Origin of the sequence: Luteibacter sp. (genome assembly GCF_036500425.1) — a bacterium.
Classification (GTDB): domain Bacteria; phylum Pseudomonadota; class Gammaproteobacteria; order Xanthomonadales; family Rhodanobacteraceae; genus Luteibacter.
This window is the reverse complement of sequence record NZ_DASYCB010000005.1, coordinates 59,837-74,973: the sequence shown is the minus strand read 5'-3', so window position 1 is coordinate 74,973 and position 15,137 is coordinate 59,837. Positions and strand designations below refer to the sequence as shown.

Below are 15,137 nucleotides of genomic sequence, written 5' to 3'. Positions count from 1 at the left end.
GTAGGAGCGCGCTTGCGCGCGATGGGCTCGCTGCGAGCACCCATCGCGCGCAAGCGCGCTCCTACAAGGGAATGGCGTGCGTCGTGTGGGGGGGGACGAGTGGCACGGGGATTGCTTGGCTCAAGTCTGACGCCGCCTGACCGATGTATTGGGGCGACCCTAATTAATGAGCGTAAGTACGACATGACCCTGCTCTGGAGCCAGCACGTCCGCCTCCTCGCCCACGCCGCCGCCAGCGGCGACACGGCGCGTGTCCGGACCCTTTCCGCGCAGTACCCGGCGGCCGCCAGCGCGCTTGGCGCCTTGCTCGTGCCGCCGAAGGCAGAGCCGCGCACGGCCGCCGCCACCACCATCCAGGCGATCGAGCAGCAAGGCATGGCGCTGACCAGCGCCCAGGCGCTCGGCGCCACCCTGCAGGAACTCGGCACAGCCGTCGATGCGGGGCGCGACGCCGCCAGCCGATTGACGGAAGCGAGCGCCGGAATCTCGACGGCGGTGGAACACGCTCACACCGGCGTGGCGGCCATGGGTGAAGTCGGCAACCAGGGCGTCGCCACGGCGGGTGACCTGGACGGCCAGCTCCGCTTGCTGCGCAGCGCATTGGCCGGCATGAGCCGCAACCACGCGCAGTTCTCCGAATATTTCACCGCCATCCGCAAGCTGACCGCGGCGGTCCAGGACATTGCCCACCAGACCAACCTCGTCGCGCTCAACGCGGCTATCGAGGCCGCCCGTGCCGGCGAAGCTGGCCGTGGTTTCGCCGTGGTGGCCGACGAGGTCAAACAGCTCGCCGAGAAGACAACCCAGGCGACCGCCGAAATCGATGAAGTCACCCATGCCGTGGGTGAGTTCTCGCACCACCTGGACGATGCCGTACAGAGCAGCCTGCGTCGCCTCGATACCACCCAGTCCGGCGTGGCCGGCATGCAGAGTGCCATGGGCCGTATCGATGACGCTGTGCGCGGGGCCCGTGGCAGCCTCGATGCGGCCCGCCAGGGTCTCGGCACGCTACAGGGCCGGGTAGCTACCGCACAGTCGGGCCAGGCCTCCCTGGGCCGCGTCGCCAACGAGGTTCGCCGCCAGGCCGACGCCGCCGCGCGAGCGACCGTGCTCGCCCACCGCCTTGGCCTCGCCAAGCTGGAGACCGAGGGCGCGCTTGACGCCGCCACGCTCAGCCAGATGATCCGCGAAGCCTGCCAGGGCTTGCGCTTCGCCGTGGAACTGGCGGCGCGCGACCCGGCCGGACTCGATCGTCGCTGGCTGGATACCACCCCACTCATGCGCTGCATTGAGCAGCTTCGCATTCGTCGTGCGGATGGCTCCGCGGATACGGCACAGGCGGCGGCGGAGCGCTTCAGTGCGCAGGCATCGCACTACGCAATCACCCTGGGCGAAGGTCGCCACGCCGACGCGAGCCACATGGTGGCCGGTCTGCTGAAAGAACTCGAGAACGTGAACCAGGGGCTCTCCGTGGCGCTTGCGGTGCACGCTGCGTGATACGTCGCGTCGCCGCTATCGCTATCGTGGTGGTCCTGGCCGCCTGCCCGCCCGTCGCGGCGGCGGCGGAGCAATCGCTGGAAGCGATACGCGACTCGGCGGTGACGTGGCTGAAACAGAACCGCACGCTACCCGGCGCCCGCATGGTCGCCGAAGCCGATCCGCTGGACAGCCGCCTGCGCCTGGCCGCGTGCGCCGCCCCGCTCGAGGTATCCGTGCCGGGTAACCGGCCGATCAGCGCGCGCGTCAGCGTGGTGGTCCACTGCCCGGCGCCTGGCGGATGGACCGCCCGTGTGCCGGTCCGGGTCCACATGTTTACGGATGTCCTTGTGACCACGCGTCCCCTGGCGCGTGGTGATGGCCTGGGGGCGGATGATCTCCGCGCCGAGGAACGGGATATCGCCAGCCTGGCCTACGGTTACGTGGCCAGCCTGGATCAGGTCGGGGGGCGCGCCCTGGTGCGCCCGCTGAACGCTGGCACGGTGCTGACACCGGGTATGCTCGCGGGCCGCCAGGCCGTTCGCGTGGGCGATGCCGTCAGCATGGAGGCCAGCGTGGATGGGGTGATGATCCGCGCCGATGGCGTGGCGATGGGCGCCGGTGATACCGGTGCCAGGGTCAAGGTCCGCAACGCGTCATCAGGGAAGATCCTGGACGCCGTCGTCAGCGGACCAGGGTCTGTCGCCGTTCTGCCATGAATGAACTACGAATCCGGTCACACTTTGCCGGATAACGCCAGTTAAAGTTTGTGCCCCAAGGGCCGATAAAGGGTTCGAAGGACACATGTTCCGAGGGATATACCCATGACGACGACAATCAAACCAGGTATCCAGGCCCAGCAGCCGCCCGTGCAGCTGCGTTCGCCGAGCCAGGGCGCTGGCGGTACCGCCAAGGCCGAGGGCGCGGCTACCGTGCGCCCTACCGACGACAGCGTGAAGATCACCGACTCGGCCAAGGCGCTCGACGCCGCCAGCCGATCCGACGCGATCGACACCAAGCGCGTGGACGAGATCCGCGCGAAGGTCGCCGACGGCAGCTACAAGCCAGACGCCCAGGCCATCGCCAGCAAGTTCCTGGCCCTGGAAACCCAGATGGGCGGCAAGGCATGAATGCCGGCAGCCACGATTTCGACACAGCGCTCAGCGCGGTGATGGGCGACCTCGCCCGCGAGGTCGATGCGCTGCACGCCTGCCTGATCGACGAGCGCATGGCGCTCGATCAGGCCAACAGCGACGCGCTACAGGACGCCACGCGTAGCAAAGGCAACCTGCTCGACCGTATTGATCGACTGGATACCGAACGCCGCCAGCTCAGCACAGCGGGCGGTATCGACAGCGCCAACGACGCCCGCTGGGCGCCGACGTTCGCGCGCATCGGTGAGTGCCGGAACATCAATGAAACCAACGGCCGTATCGTCAGCCAGCGGATCGGGCATGTCCGCCAGGCCCTGGCCCTGATCTCCGGTGATTCAACCGGAGGCGCAGCATCCACGTACGGGCCACGGGGCACCACCCAGGTCATTTTGCGCTCCGGGATACTCGCGCAGGCCTGACCACGATCATCCCCTCCCGCCCACCGTTTCGCTTAAGAAGAACAGCAATGGCAGTGAATCCCCAGGCGGCAGCGGTGAACGACGACGGGATTCTCCCGATCGTTCGCGTTCCCATCCTCGACCGCAAGCAGGCGCTCTTTGCCTACGAGCTGTTGTTTCCGCGACCCGCCGGCGTCGATGTCGATACTGCCGCCACGGCGCACACCCAGGCCACGCTCAGCGCGATCGCCGATGGCAGCCTCAAGCGCCTCGTCCGCGACAACCGAGCCTTCCTGCACATGTCGCGCGACCTGCTGCTCGAGCATGCCGATATCCTGCGCCACAATGCGCGCCTCGGCGCCAGTATCAGCGCGGATCTTGGCAACGACGACCACCTGCTGGAAAAGCTTCGTGAGCTGAAGGGCCACGGCTGCCTGCTGATGCTTGAAGATTTCAACCTGCCTGCCGATCCGGCCCATCGCGCCGGCGTGGATGCACTGCTGCGCATCGTGCAGTTCGCCAAGGTGGCGGTGAACCACCGCCACCCGGTCGCCGCCGCCGCGCACATGGATTACGTCCACGCGTTTGGCGTCAAAGTAATCGTCACCGGCATTGATACGCACGAGACCTTCGCTGACTACGCTGAGCAGAATGTCGACGGCTTCCAGGGCAAGTACCTGCTTCGTCCCGAACGCGTGGACATGCCGCGCCTCACGCCGAGCAAGCTGGGCGTGCTGCGCCTGATGGGCGCGCTGCAGGATCCGGAAAACGGCCCGGTCGAACTGGGCAAGATCGTTCGTGACGACGCCATCCTCAGTTACAAGCTGCTCGGTTGCGTGAACTCCGCTTATTTCGCCCTGCCCCGCCAGCTGAAGTCGGTGGAGCAGGCGGCGGTGTTCTTCGGCGTGAACCGCATGCGCAACTGGATCTTCACCATGGCCGTATCGGGCATGGATGAACGTCCGCCGGAACTGCTGCGCCAGGCACTGATCCGCGCACACATGTGTGAAAAGCTCGCGCGTGCGATCAAGCCTGAGCTGCAGGAGATGGCCTTCACTGCCGGCCTGTTCTCGTTGCTCGATGCGCTGATGAACGTCTCGATGGCCTACGTGCTGGAACACCTGCCGCTAGCGATCGAGATCCGCGAGGCACTGCTCGATGGCACCGGCCCGTTCGCATCGATCCTCGATCAGGTTCGCCATTGGGAACAGGGCGAAGTGGAGAGCGACGCATCGCTGCGCGACCAGCACGTGCACCAGATGGCTGCGCTGTACGTGGAAGCCACGAGCTGGGCCGATCACGTCTACGCGTTCGCCGACGGCACCACCGAAGCCTAACCCCCCCCTGTAGGAGCGCGCTTGCGCGTGATGGGTGCTTGCCGCAAGCATCCATCGCGCGCAAGCGCGCTCCTACAACGTCGGGGCGATCAGGTGGATCAGCAGGTATTGCCAGATCAGCATCAGTGCCATCGCCAGCAGTACCAGCAGGGTCAGCGCGGCACCCAGGGCGCGGCCAGCCGACATGCCCGGCGTGCCTGAAAGGCCTACCGCGTGGGCGATGCGCCCGACCACCAGCACGATGCCGAAGACGTGGAGCAACAACGGCAGCGTCTGGTTGAGCTCGAGCACCAGCAACAGGATCAGCCCGATCGGTATGTATTCGATCGCGTTGCCATGGGCGCGCACGGCGCAGGCCAACGAACGGTTTCCACCATCGCCAAGACCGATGCTGGTGTTCCGCCGCAGCAACATGACCCGTAGCGCCATACCGATCATCAGCAGGCCAAGCAGGGCGGCATAAAGACCGGTGATGCGCATGAAAGCTCCTTGGCCTTAGTGGGTCGGACGCCCGGTACGTTGCTGGACCCGCCAGATGGCGAGGCCGGCGCCGAGAACTGCAAACAGTAACCATACGCTCGCCGCCATGGCGTCGCCAGCAAGCCACATGGCCCCGGCAACGGCCGAAACGACGACCACCCCCACCCCCGTCGCAAACAGGATATCGCGGTGAAAACGCCCCCCGACCGCCAGTAGCAGCGCACCAAAGATCGCTAGCACATACGCGCCGGCGCGCATCACCACGACCGCATTGGGCGCCTCCGGCAGCGCGGGCAAGACATCCAGCAGGCTGCGATCACCCACCTGAACGTCAAAACCGGCGTCGCCCGTTCGAGCCGCTTTGCCCGGTACAAGCGTATCGCCGTCGATCCGGGCGAGCACGGTCATGTCCTGCAGCGGGACGGCCTCCCAGCTCACGCGCAAATCACCCAGGCGCGGACGCTCGGGCTTGCTGCTCGTCACCAGTACGCCATTGTGCGCCGTAAATGTCGCCGCGAGGTTGGCGGGCAAGGATTTCTCATCCACCGGCACATCCACACGGCCGGGGAAATCGCGCACGATTTCGGTCGCCAGCCGGAAATTACCCAAGCGCACCTCACCGGCCTCGAACTGCCGCCCCTGGACGGGGAAGGCGCCTGGATTCACATGGCCTGCCGGCTTGGCGAAGCCGGTGGCATCGATGGGGTGATCCACCCAGTCCATCTCGTAATGCGTGTTGCCACCCACCGTGATCTCGCGCCACTGGAACATTTCCACATGGCGAACAAGCACGGGCGAGTCGCTACGCACATTGAATTCGGCATCGCGCGGCGCATCGACCACCTGTGGCATGCCGCTGACCCGGGTGGTCGACCCGTATTGCCCGGCGGCGGGCCGACCCGCGCCACCAAGGTCGAGCACGGGCGAGCCGTGGCGGGTGAGCGCCGCCGTATAGTCCATGACCCGGCGCTCGTTCCACGCGATAAGCCCCAACGCGCATAGCAGCAAGACGGCGCCCGCCACGCGCGCGCCCATGGCCAGCCCTGCGCCATTGCTCGTCTTCTTCGACCTCATCAAAATCCCCTGTAAATCCACGCCTGCCCGCGCGTCAGCCCGACCAGCCGGCCAGCATCGGATGGTTATCGGCTGCGTGATAGCGGCCTTTATCGTCCACGGCCACCGACGCCATCGCGCAATCGTGGTCGTGGGTGAAGAACAACCGCACGCCGCGCGCCAGCTTGTCGTCGAGGAACGCTTTCTTTTCGTCGATCAGTTTTTCCGGCCAGCGGTCATAGCCCATGGTGACCGGCAGGTGGACCCACGCGCGGCCTGGGATGAGATCTGCGCAGAAGACCACGCCGCCTACTTCCGCCAGCATCAGCCCGGGCGTATGGCCGTCCGAGAACTCGAAGTGGACCGCATCACCCAGCGACGAGGGCTTGCCCTGGTCGACAAGCTCCAGGCGCCCGCTTTCGTCGAGCAACCTGATGATGTCGGGGATAAACGACGCCCGATCGCGCGAATGCGGATGCGCCGCGCGCTCGTAGTGTTCCCTGCCAACGAGAAAACGGGCGTTGGGGAACAACAGCCGCGCCGGCTGACCTTCTTCCCACGGCGCCAGCAAGCCGCCGGCGTGGTCGAAGTGCAGGTGCGAGAGGACGACGGCATCGATGTCTTCGTGCGTAAGGCCCACGGCAGCCAGTGAATCCAGCAAGACGTGGCGGTCTTCGACGACGCCGTAACGTTCGCGCATCGCCGGGTCGAAGAACGCCCCGATGCCGGTCTCGAACAGCACGTTGCGCCCATCCAGATCCCTGGCGAGCAGGCAACGGCACGCCAGTGGAATCCGGTTCTGTTCATCCGGTGCGATCCAGCGCGACCACATCGCCCGGGGCGCGTTGCCGAACATGGCACCGCCGTCGAGTTGCTGCGAATTACCGATGAGTGACCAGAGTTCCATGCGCCTACCTTACTGCACCTTGCCGAGGCCCGACGGGCGGCGTGGGTCGCTGGCGGCCTCGAGCTTGTTGTTCCGGTGGTCCCAGGTCACGACGTTCATGAAGCCCCATGGCGAGCGCGGATGCAGCACGTGGCCCATGTCGGTGAGGGTCTTGGCGGTGGCGGCATCGAACGCGCCGTCTTCCACATCGACGCGATCGGGGAGGTACTGGTGGTGGTAACGCTTCTGCGCCGTGATATCGCTGGCACCCTTGCCGTCGATGAAGGCGAGGATGCCCTCGAGGACCTGGGTGATGATGGTCGAGCCGCCCGGGGAGCCGATGACGGCGGTGCGGTTCGCCCCGAACACAAAGCTGGGCGACATGGACGACAGCATGCGCTTGCCCGGCTCCGGCTTGTTCGCCTCGGCGCCACGCAGGCCGAATGCATTCGGCTGGCCTGGGACCAGGGCGAAGTCATCCATCTCATCGTTGAGGAACACGCCCGTGCCATCCGCCACGAAACCCGAGCCAAACTCCAGGTTCACCGTGAGCGTGGATGCCACCATGTTGCCGTCGGCATCGATCACCGAGAAATGCGTGGTGTGCATGCCTGGCTCGGAGGCCATCGCCGTGGGCAGCAAGTCGGAAGGCGTCGCCTTCTCCGGCGAGATCGTGGCGCGCAAACCGTCCGCGTAATAGGGGGATAGCAGCATATCCAGCGGCATCTTCACGAAATCCGGGTCACCCAGGTATTCGTTGTGGTCGCGGAACGCGCGGCGCATCGCCTCGATGGTGAGGTGGGTGGAGTGCGCCAGATCGACCTTGGTCAGGTCGTAGCCGGCGAGGATATTCAGGACCTCGGCGATCGCGACGCCGCCGGAGGACGGCGGTGGCGCGGTAACGATGCGGTAGCCCTTGTAATCGACGCGCAGCGGCTCACGCTCCTTGACCTTGTAGGCATCCAGGTCGGCCTGGACCCAGTTGCCACCGGCCTTTTGCGATGCATCGACGAGGCGCTTGGCGGTCTCGCCCTTGTAGAAGCCATCGGCGCCCTTCTCCGCCAGGCGCTGCAGGGTCTTCGCAAGGTCCGGCTGCTTCAGCGTCCAGCCCTGGGCTGGCACCGTGCCGCCGGGCAGCAGGATCGCGGCTGACGACGGGTAGCGCGAGAGCACATCCTGGTTTTCGGCGATGGTGCTGATGAAGCGCTTGTCTGGCTGGTAGCCCTCGCTCGCCACGCGAATCGCGGGTGCCAGCGACTGCGCCAGCGGCAGCTTGCCGTAGTGGGAGGCGAGCCAGGCGAGACCCGCGGGCTCGCCGGGGATACCCGCTGAGAGTGGCCCATGCGTGGAGACGTCGCGGTTCGGCTTGCCGTCCTTACCGAGGTACACCTTCATGTCGACGGCCTTCGGCGCGGTCTCGCGGGCGTCGATGAAGATGTCGCGGTTGTCCTTCGCCACGTGGAGCATGGCCATGAAGCCGCCGCCCAAGCCCGAGCTCTGCTGCTCGACCACGGCCAACGTGGACGAGACGGCAATGGCCGCATCAAAGGCGTTACCGCCCTTCGCGAGCACTTCCAGGCCGGCGTTGGTGGCCAGGTAGTTCGCGCTGGCGATCGCGGCGTGGCCGGGGCCACGGGTCGCAGGCGCGGAGGACGAGAGTTGCGGGTGTTGGTCGGCGGCGGCTACGCCGGTGCCAGCAACAAGAAACAGGCTCGCGGCGAGCACGCGCCACGACGGGGCATGGACCATGGGGGGCCTCACTTAACGGGGAATATCTCGACCAGCGAGATTAACCGATCATGGCGGCGAGGTCTTACGAAGCCGCCTTCGCCATGAGGTGCTCGTACTTGAGCATGAGCTGCTCGCGGCTCTCCACGTGGTCCGGATCGTTCGGAATGCATTCCACGGGGCACACTTCCACGCACTGCGGGTTATCGAAGTGGCCCACGCACTCGGTGCACAGGTCCGGATCGATGACGTAATACTGCTCACCCAGCGAAATGGCCTTGTTCGGGCACACCGGCTCGCAGACGTCGCAATTGACGCAGGTATCGAGGATCAGGAGGGACATGCCGCCATTTTAGCGCAAAAAAAGGGCGCCCTTGAGGCGCCCTTTTCTGTACCAGCGATGGTCCGCAGGTTTTACATCAGGGTATTACATCGCCACGAAGCGGTAGGTCGCGCCGGTCGGGGCCAGCGCATCGGCGACGCGCTGCTGATCGGCCTGGTCGCCGATGAACAGGATGATCACGTTCTTGAACGAGCCCGCGTTGGCACCCTTGAACGCATCGACAATGAGGTCAGCGGTCTTGGCCGACTCGGGGCCACCGAACACGAGCATGTTGCCCGGGGTCACGCCGCGGGCGACCGTGCCCTGCACGTTGTCGAGCTGGCGGGCACGGCCGTCCTGGCCGGCCTGGTCGTCGCCCGCCGGCACGAAGTACGGGAACGGGCGATCGGCAGTCATGCCCTGCATGTTCTTGCGCACGATCTGGCCGAAGAACTGGCTCCAGGCCTTGGTATCGGTCGGGTTGGTCGGCTTGGCGACGGCGGCTTCCTGCTGCGTGGCAGCCTGGTCGGTATCTTCGGACTTGTTGCAGGCCGAGAGGGCCAGGACGGCAGTCAGGGCCACGGACGCGGCGAGGACGAACTTACGCATGATGATCACCTTTGTTTTCAAGAGTTGCGCCACCGCTGGCGCATGGCCTGCTGCACCGCCGGATGCACGAAGCCGGAGATATCGCCACCCAGGCGACCGATTTCACGCACGAGCGACGAGGAGATAAAGCTGTATTGCTCCGCCGGGGTCAGGAACAGCGTCTCAACCCCGGGGATGAGATGGCGGTTCATGCTGGCGAGCTGGAATTCGTATTCAAAGTCCGATACCGCGCGCAGGCCGCGCAGGATGACGCCCGCGCCTACTTCAGTGACGAAATCGGCCAGCAGGCAATCAAAACCGCGCACTTCCACATTGGGCAGGTCGGCCAACGCCAGGCGGGCCAGCGCGATGCGCTCGCCCAGGCTGAACCCGGGCCCCTTGCTACGGCTTTCGGCCACCGCGACGATGATACGGTCGAACAGGGGCGCGGCACGCGACACGAGGTCGGCATGGCCGTTCGTGACCGGGTCGAACGTGCCCGGGTAGACGGCGAGGCGCGGATTGACCATCGGAGAAGTCATGGAAGCACGGGTCGGGGGAAAACGCGGGCTAGCTTAGCGGATCAACCGGGGTGCGGCGATAGAGAGTGTAAGCCACCTCCCCCGCGAGCCCTGAGCGGTGTACCTGCCAGGCTGGTGGCACAGCCATCGGCGCACCCTTGGGCGCCTCGACGTAGATCCACGCCGTGGGCGCCAGCCAACCGTGCTCCTCAAGGGCCGCAGCGGTTGAATCCCAGAGGTTATCGGCGAAGGGCGGGTCCATGAACACCACGTCGAAGGGCTTTCCGCCACCCTTCAGCCAGCGGAGCGCGTCGTCACCGACCACGGCGGCGTCGACCTTCAGGCGGGCGAGGTTGGCCTTCAGGGCCGCCGCGAGCTTCGTGTCCCGCTCCACGAAGGTCACCACCGCGGCGCCTCGGGACAGGGCCTCCATGCCAAGCGCGCCCGTACCTGCGAACACGTCGAGGCAGCGGGCGCCTTCGATCACGGGCTGAAGCCAGTTGAACAACGTTTCGCGGACGCGGTCGGTCGTTGGGCGCAGGCCCGGCAGGTCAGGGACTTCCAGACGCGAATTGCGCAGGGAACCACCAATGATGCGGATACGGCCGTTCGTGATCATCGCTCAGCGGCCAGAGGGGGCGGGGGTGTTAGCATTCCGCCATTGTCATTGAATCCCCCACGCAATGCTCAAGTTCTGGAAGAAGAAGCCCGCCGAACCCGCCGCGACGCCGCCTGCGCAGCCCGCCGACGAGCGCGTGGAGCAGGCCGCCCCGCCGGTCGTATTCGATAGTTCGCCGGTAATCGCGGAAGCGCTTGCCGAAACCGTGGCACCGGAGCCGGCAGCCCCGGAGGTCGACGCAGAAGCTGAAGGCGCCGCCATCGCCGCCGAGGCCCAGCAGGCCCTGGTCGAAGCCGCGGTCGAAGCTGAAAAGCCTGCCGCAAAGCGCAGCTGGCGCGAGCGACTTTCCGGTAGCGGCTTCGCGAAGAGCCTCACGTCACTCTTCGTGCGCAATGCGCGCCTGGATGACGATCTGCTCGATGAGCTGGAAACCGCGCTGATCACGGCGGATGTAGGCGTGGAAGCCAGCACTAACCTGGTCGAAGGCCTGCGCAAGCGCATGCACAAGCGCGAATTCAGCGATGCCACCGCCCTGCTCAAGGCCTTGCGCGAAGCACTCGTCACGCTGCTCAAGCCGGTGGAGAAGCCGCTCGATGTCGGCGCCCATGCACCGTTCGTCATTCTTACCGTGGGCATCAATGGCGTGGGCAAGACCACGACCATCGGCAAACTTGCACGCCGTTATGGTGACGAGGGCCGCAGCGTGATGCTGGCGGCGGGCGATACATTCCGTGCCGCGGCGGTGGAGCAGCTGAAGACCTGGGGCGAGCGCAACAAGGTTCCTGTCGTTTCGCAGGGCCAGGATGCCGATGCCGCCAGCGTCATCTACGACGCCCTGCAGGCCGCCCGCTCGCGTGGCACCAAAGTGCTGATCGCCGATACCGCGGGCCGCCTGCACACGCAGGGTGGCCTGATGGATGAACTGGGCAAGATCGGCCGCGTCATGAAGAAACTCGACGCCGGTGCGCCGCACGAAGTGCTCATGGTCATCGACGGCACCACCGGCCAGAACGCGATCAGCCAGCTGCGCCAGTTCCGCGAGACCGCAGGCGTAACCGGCCTGGTGGTCACCAAGCTGGACGGCACAGCGAAGGGAGGCGTCATGTTCGCGCTGGCCCGCGAATTTGGCCTGCCCATCCGCTACGTCGGTCTCGGCGAAACCGCCACCGACCTGCGCGTGTTCGATGCTGAAGCGTTCGTCGACGGCCTGTTGCCGGCCGCCCTCGGCGGCTGACGGCATGCGGCCACCGGCACAATGAACCATCGACTGCGCACCTTTCTCCTTGCGGCCGGGGGATTCCTGGCCGCGCTGGTGATCGCGGCGATCATTGCCACGTACGTAGTGCTGCAACCGGACCGTTTCACCTCGCTGCTGCAGGCACGCGCGAAGGCCGTGGGGCTTTCACTCACGCTGGCCAGCCCCGCGACGCCGACACTCTGGCCCAAGCCCGCGCTGGAGCTTGATGGTGTCACCGTGCGTGGTCCCGACGGTGGTACGCCGCTCGTGGTGGCGTCGCGTGGAAAACTGGTGCTGCCCTGGCGCACGCTGATGGGGCGCGATACCAGCATTTCGCGCCTGGAAGTCGAAGGCGCCCGTATCGATATCGATGCGGTGGCCGCGTACCTGGATACCTTGCCGAAACCGACCAGCATGGCCGGTGCGACCTTGCCCACGATCGATGCCGGTTTCCGTATCAGCCGCGGCACGCTGCTGCGCGGGAATCGCCTGGTGCTGTCCGATATCGAGGCCGACGCGGGCCGGCTCGCAAGCGGCCGACGCTTCAGCCTTTCGCTCGCGGCCGACACCGCGGATGGCCAACCCTACCAGTTGGTGCTAGCCACCCTGCCGACGCTCCACGACGGCACGCTGGCACTTGAGGATGTCGCGCTCGACATCGCCTCACCGGATCATTTCGAGGCGAAGCTCAAGGGCACCGCGACGTGGCGCGGCGCGGCCGATATCGGCGCGACGCTCGCAGGGACGCTGGCCCGCGAACATGAAACGCCTTACACCCTGATGTTGAACGTGACGCCGGCAAACCAGGAAGATCCTCTTTACGTTGCATTGAAACTCGATGGCGAATCGGGGCATGCCGATCTGCGCGTACCGCCGATCGGCCTCGCCGACTGGTGGTCGGGCGTACAGGCGGGCCATTCGCCTGCGCTTCCACCCGTGCTGGGCAGCGCCGATATACAGGCACTCGACGCAGGCGGCGTACAGGTGAAAGGCTTGCGCATTCGCGCCACGCCCAACGTACCGGTATCCGCATCCACCAGCGCCACGACCGGTCGCACGCCGTGAATCGCTTTGCCGAAGAATTGCTCCGCTGGTTCGATCACCACGGGCGCAAGGACCTACCGTGGCAGCATCCGCGCGATGCCTATCGTGTGTGGCTTTCGGAAATCATGCTTCAGCAAACGCAGGTCGTCACCGTCATCGGTTACTTCCAGCGCTTTGTCGAGCGCCTGCCTACACTCCGCGACCTTGCCGCCGCCGATGAGGACACGGTGCTGGCACTGTGGTCAGGGCTCGGCTATTACCGGCGGGCACGTTTCCTGCACCGTGCCGCGCAGCTCTGCGTCGCGGACCACGGGGGTGAGTTACCGCGTGATCTTGATGCCTTGATGGCCCTGCCGGGCATCGGGCGTTCAACCGCTGGCGCCATCCTGGCGCAGGCTTATGGGCTTCGCTTTCCAATCCTCGATGGCAATGTGAAACGCGTACTGACGCGTTACCACGGTATCGCCGGCTTCCCTGGCGAGAGCGCTATCGAGAAGCGCCTGTGGTTGCACGCGGATGAGCACACACCGGCGCAACGTACGGCGGACTACACGCAGGCGATCATGGACCTGGGCGCAACGGTCTGCGTCCGCAGCAAGCCAGCGTGCCTGCTGTGCCCGCAGGCGGCGACGTGCGTATCGCATCGTGATGGCCTGACCGCCGTGCTACCCACGGTGAAACCCGGCAAGAAGATTCCGACACGCTCGATCGCGATGTTGTTGCTGCGCGACAAGCGCGGCCGTGTCTTGCTCGAGCGGCGAGGACCGGTGGGTGTCTGGTCGGGCCTGTGGAGCCTGCCGGAGGCGCAGGACGCGGATAGCGCCCCAGGCGTCGCCGCCGCCCTCGCCCGCGTACGGTCACCCGATCCCCTTCCCGCTTTTACCCATGTATTCAGCCACTACCGGCTGGACGTTTCCCCCATCCTGTTCGACCATGCGGCCCCACTCACTCGGGTCGCTGAAGGCGCCGAACGGCGTTGGTGCGCACCCGGCGAACTCGCCGACCTGGGCCTGCCAGCGCCCGTACGCACGCTGCTCGACCATCTTCCGGAGATTTCCCCATGACCCGCACGGTCCATTGCGTAAAACTTGGCCGCGATGCCGAAGGCCTCGATTTCGCCCCCTGGCCGGGCGAGCTGGGCAAGCGCATCTACGAGCAGGTTTCCAAGGAAGCATGGACACAATGGCTTGCGCACCAGACCATGCTGATCAATGAGATGCGCCTGTCGCCACTGGATCCGAAGACCCGCAGTTTCCTGTCCGGTGAGATGGAAAAGTATTTCTTCGGGGGCGACGTGGCCCAGCCCGTGGGTTACGTCCCGCCGGACGAAAAGGCTTGACGCCGACCGTCACAACCGATTTAATACGCGGCTCCACACGCCGCGACTAACGTTGCAGGCACTCGTGGCTCGGTAGCTCAGTTGGTAGAGCAGGGGATTGAAAATCCCCGTGTCGGCGGTTCGATTCCGTCCCGAGCCACCATTATTTCAGAAAAGGCCCGCTCACTGAGCGGGCCTTTTCGTTTGGCGTCTTGGCATCATGCCGTTCCTCACCCGCTGACACACGTCGCGGCGGACACCTACATACAGGTCTTCGCCAAATTGGCATCGTGATCGACATTCGAACACATCGGCCAAGCGGGCCTCCAGAGGAATCATGAACGCAGACTTTGCACACGCGCACATGCCCGACGATGCCTGGTTTCCCACTGCCCCCATCGATGTACCGCGTGGCAGCACTTATGAACGCGTTGACGTCACCGCCCCGGAGACTGAACATTCCATGCTAGAAATCATCTTGCGCAGCATCGACGACCGCTTGCGGAACATTGACAAGCGCTTCGAAAGGGTTGACCAACGCTTCGACAGGATTGACCAACGCTTCGAGCAGGTAGACCAACGCTTCGAGCAAGTAGACCAACGCTTCGCGGCAATAGACCTGCAATTCTGCGGGCTCACCGCTGAGGTAGTTGGTCTGAATACGCGAATGAGCCGCGTTGAGTCGGGCGTGGATACCCTCACTGCTTGTGTGCGCGGACTCGGCGAACGAATCGCTTGCGTCGAAGAATCGGTCAGGGGGCTAAATCATATGCGGACCGAAATCACCCGCGTCGGCGAACGAACGGACGAACTTGTCTCCCGAGTGAGCGGGCTCGCTCAAAGGATTCAGTTCATGCCCAGTTGGAAATTTCTGGGTATCGCCGCGGCGGGGACCTTCGCGACCACCGCGAGCACGGTGACCTGGCTTTCTCAAGGAGGCGCAAACACAATCTCTCGGTGGTTCGAGTAACGTGCT

The 15,137-nt window shown here is 65.4% G+C and carries 18 protein-coding genes and 1 tRNA gene; 11 read left to right on the top strand and 8 right to left on the bottom strand.

The window, feature by feature from the left end:
* Positions 1–183: 183 nt before the first annotated feature.
* From VGN46_RS01605 to VGN46_RS01585, 5 genes are all read left to right on the top strand, one after another.
* Positions 184–1,497: a methyl-accepting chemotaxis protein gene (locus VGN46_RS01605; RefSeq protein WP_331639911.1), complete on the top strand. Its 1,314-nt coding sequence runs from the start codon at positions 184–186 to the stop codon at positions 1,495–1,497.
* The gene (gene flgA, locus VGN46_RS01600; protein WP_331639909.1) at positions 1,494–2,195 is read left to right on the top strand and encodes a flagellar basal body P-ring formation chaperone FlgA; all 702 of its coding nucleotides are present in this window, start codon (positions 1,494–1,496) and stop codon (positions 2,193–2,195) included. Before VGN46_RS01605 ends, flgA begins: the two co-directional genes overlap by 4 nt.
* A 105-nt stretch (positions 2,196–2,300) precedes the next feature.
* Positions 2,301–2,606: a flagellar biosynthesis anti-sigma factor FlgM gene (gene flgM, locus VGN46_RS01595; RefSeq protein WP_331639907.1), complete on the top strand. Its 306-nt coding sequence runs from the start codon at positions 2,301–2,303 to the stop codon at positions 2,604–2,606.
* Positions 2,603–3,049 (top strand): flagellar protein FlgN, encoded by a 447-nt coding sequence (locus VGN46_RS01590; protein ID WP_331639905.1) that lies wholly within the window; start codon positions 2,603–2,605, stop codon positions 3,047–3,049. The genes flgM and VGN46_RS01590 overlap by 4 nt, the downstream gene beginning before the upstream one ends.
* A gap of 47 nt (positions 3,050–3,096) precedes the next feature.
* Positions 3,097–4,365: an EAL and HDOD domain-containing protein gene (locus VGN46_RS01585; RefSeq protein WP_331639903.1), complete on the top strand. Its 1,269-nt coding sequence runs from the start codon at positions 3,097–3,099 to the stop codon at positions 4,363–4,365.
* A 72-nt stretch (positions 4,366–4,437) separates the two neighbouring features.
* Here the strand turns inward: VGN46_RS01585 and VGN46_RS01580 are convergent, their stop codons facing one another.
* The 8 genes from VGN46_RS01580 to rsmD all read right to left on the bottom strand — a co-directional run bounded on the left by VGN46_RS01580 (position 4,438) and on the right by rsmD (position 10,562).
* The gene (locus VGN46_RS01580) at positions 4,438–4,845 is read right to left on the bottom strand and encodes an MAPEG family protein (protein WP_331639901.1); all 408 of its coding nucleotides are present in this window, start codon (positions 4,843–4,845) and stop codon (positions 4,438–4,440) included.
* 15 nt (positions 4,846–4,860) lie between these two features.
* Positions 4,861–5,919, bottom strand: a complete 1,059-nt coding sequence (locus VGN46_RS01575; protein WP_331639898.1) for a TMEM43 family protein — start codon at positions 5,917–5,919, stop codon at positions 4,861–4,863.
* A gap of 34 nt (positions 5,920–5,953) precedes the next feature.
* Positions 5,954–6,805: an MBL fold metallo-hydrolase gene (locus VGN46_RS01570; RefSeq protein WP_331639896.1), complete on the bottom strand. Its 852-nt coding sequence runs from the start codon at positions 6,803–6,805 to the stop codon at positions 5,954–5,956.
* Between the two features lie 9 nt (positions 6,806–6,814).
* Positions 6,815–8,533, bottom strand: coding sequence for a gamma-glutamyltransferase (gene ggt, locus VGN46_RS01565; RefSeq protein WP_331639894.1), 1,719 nt, complete (start codon positions 8,531–8,533; stop codon positions 6,815–6,817).
* Positions 8,534–8,597: 64 nt separating this feature from the next.
* Positions 8,598–8,855: a YfhL family 4Fe-4S dicluster ferredoxin gene (locus VGN46_RS01560; RefSeq protein WP_331639892.1), complete on the bottom strand. Its 258-nt coding sequence runs from the start codon at positions 8,853–8,855 to the stop codon at positions 8,598–8,600.
* An 84-nt stretch (positions 8,856–8,939) separates the two neighbouring features.
* A complete protein-coding gene (locus tag VGN46_RS01555; RefSeq protein WP_331639890.1) occupies positions 8,940–9,443 on the bottom strand; it encodes a hypothetical protein in 504 nt (167 codons plus the stop codon).
* A 17-nt stretch (positions 9,444–9,460) separates the two neighbouring features.
* Positions 9,461–9,964 carry a pantetheine-phosphate adenylyltransferase gene (gene coaD, locus VGN46_RS01550; RefSeq protein WP_414675194.1) on the bottom strand — a complete coding sequence of 168 codons (504 nt, stop codon included), beginning with the start codon at positions 9,962–9,964 and terminating at the stop codon, positions 9,461–9,463.
* 28 nt (positions 9,965–9,992) lie between these two features.
* Entirely contained in the window at positions 9,993–10,562 is a 570-nt protein-coding gene (gene rsmD / locus VGN46_RS01545) for a 16S rRNA (guanine(966)-N(2))-methyltransferase RsmD (RefSeq protein WP_331639887.1), read from the bottom strand.
* Positions 10,563–10,626: 64 nt separating this feature from the next.
* Between rsmD and ftsY the strand changes: the two genes are divergently transcribed.
* The 6 genes from ftsY (at position 10,627) to VGN46_RS01515 (ending at position 15,131) form a co-directional block, all read left to right on the top strand.
* Positions 10,627–11,796, top strand: coding sequence for a signal recognition particle-docking protein FtsY (gene ftsY / locus VGN46_RS01540; protein ID WP_331639885.1), 1,170 nt, complete (start codon positions 10,627–10,629; stop codon positions 11,794–11,796).
* A 21-nt stretch (positions 11,797–11,817) separates the two neighbouring features.
* Complete coding sequence (locus tag VGN46_RS01535; RefSeq protein ID WP_331639883.1) at positions 11,818–12,864, top strand: membrane assembly protein AsmA; 1,047 nt, start codon at positions 11,818–11,820, stop codon at positions 12,862–12,864.
* Complete coding sequence (gene mutY, locus VGN46_RS01530; protein WP_331639882.1) at positions 12,861–13,907, top strand: A/G-specific adenine glycosylase; 1,047 nt, start codon at positions 12,861–12,863, stop codon at positions 13,905–13,907. Before VGN46_RS01535 ends, mutY begins: the two co-directional genes overlap by 4 nt.
* The gene (locus VGN46_RS01525) at positions 13,904–14,182 is read left to right on the top strand and encodes an oxidative damage protection protein (protein WP_331639879.1); all 279 of its coding nucleotides are present in this window, start codon (positions 13,904–13,906) and stop codon (positions 14,180–14,182) included. The genes mutY and VGN46_RS01525 overlap by 4 nt, the downstream gene beginning before the upstream one ends.
* A 66-nt stretch (positions 14,183–14,248) precedes the next feature.
* Positions 14,249–14,324: transfer RNA gene (locus VGN46_RS01520), tRNA-Phe, on the top strand.
* 174 nt (positions 14,325–14,498) lie between these two features.
* Positions 14,499–15,131, top strand: a complete 633-nt coding sequence (locus VGN46_RS01515) for a hypothetical protein (RefSeq protein ID WP_331639877.1) — start codon at positions 14,499–14,501, stop codon at positions 15,129–15,131.
* Positions 15,132–15,137 lie beyond the last annotated feature (6 nt).

What these genes read in the sequence shown, in the direction of transcription:
- rsmD (WP_331639887.1), bottom strand. Translation starts at nt 10,562, where the DNA reads ATGATCACGAACGGCCGTATCCGCATCATTGGTGGTTCCCTGCGCAAT.
- ggt (WP_331639894.1), bottom strand. Translation starts at nt 8,533, where the DNA reads ATGGTCCATGCCCCGTCGTGGCGCGTGCTCGCCGCGAGCCTGTTTCTT.
- VGN46_RS01575 (WP_331639898.1), bottom strand. Translation starts at nt 5,919, where the DNA reads ATGAGGTCGAAGAAGACGAGCAATGGCGCAGGGCTGGCCATGGGCGCG.
- flgM (WP_331639907.1), top strand. Translation starts at nt 2,301, where the DNA reads ATGACGACGACAATCAAACCAGGTATCCAGGCCCAGCAGCCGCCCGTG.
- VGN46_RS01570 (WP_331639896.1), bottom strand. Translation starts at nt 6,805, where the DNA reads ATGGAACTCTGGTCACTCATCGGTAATTCGCAGCAACTCGACGGCGGT.
- VGN46_RS01555 (WP_331639890.1), bottom strand. Translation starts at nt 9,443, where the DNA reads ATGCGTAAGTTCGTCCTCGCCGCGTCCGTGGCCCTGACTGCCGTCCTG.
- VGN46_RS01605 (WP_331639911.1), top strand. Translation starts at nt 184, where the DNA reads ATGACCCTGCTCTGGAGCCAGCACGTCCGCCTCCTCGCCCACGCCGCC.
- VGN46_RS01560 (WP_331639892.1), bottom strand. Translation starts at nt 8,855, where the DNA reads ATGTCCCTCCTGATCCTCGATACCTGCGTCAATTGCGACGTCTGCGAG.
- VGN46_RS01515 (WP_331639877.1), top strand. Translation starts at nt 14,499, where the DNA reads ATGAACGCAGACTTTGCACACGCGCACATGCCCGACGATGCCTGGTTT.
- VGN46_RS01525 (WP_331639879.1), top strand. Translation starts at nt 13,904, where the DNA reads ATGACCCGCACGGTCCATTGCGTAAAACTTGGCCGCGATGCCGAAGGC.
- coaD (WP_414675194.1), bottom strand. Translation starts at nt 9,964, where the DNA reads ATGACTTCTCCGATGGTCAATCCGCGCCTCGCCGTCTACCCGGGCACG.
- VGN46_RS01590 (WP_331639905.1), top strand. Translation starts at nt 2,603, where the DNA reads ATGAATGCCGGCAGCCACGATTTCGACACAGCGCTCAGCGCGGTGATG.
- VGN46_RS01535 (WP_331639883.1), top strand. Translation starts at nt 11,818, where the DNA reads ATGAACCATCGACTGCGCACCTTTCTCCTTGCGGCCGGGGGATTCCTG.
- ftsY (WP_331639885.1), top strand. Translation starts at nt 10,627, where the DNA reads ATGCTCAAGTTCTGGAAGAAGAAGCCCGCCGAACCCGCCGCGACGCCG.
- VGN46_RS01580 (WP_331639901.1), bottom strand. Translation starts at nt 4,845, where the DNA reads ATGCGCATCACCGGTCTTTATGCCGCCCTGCTTGGCCTGCTGATGATC.
- VGN46_RS01585 (WP_331639903.1), top strand. Translation starts at nt 3,097, where the DNA reads ATGGCAGTGAATCCCCAGGCGGCAGCGGTGAACGACGACGGGATTCTC.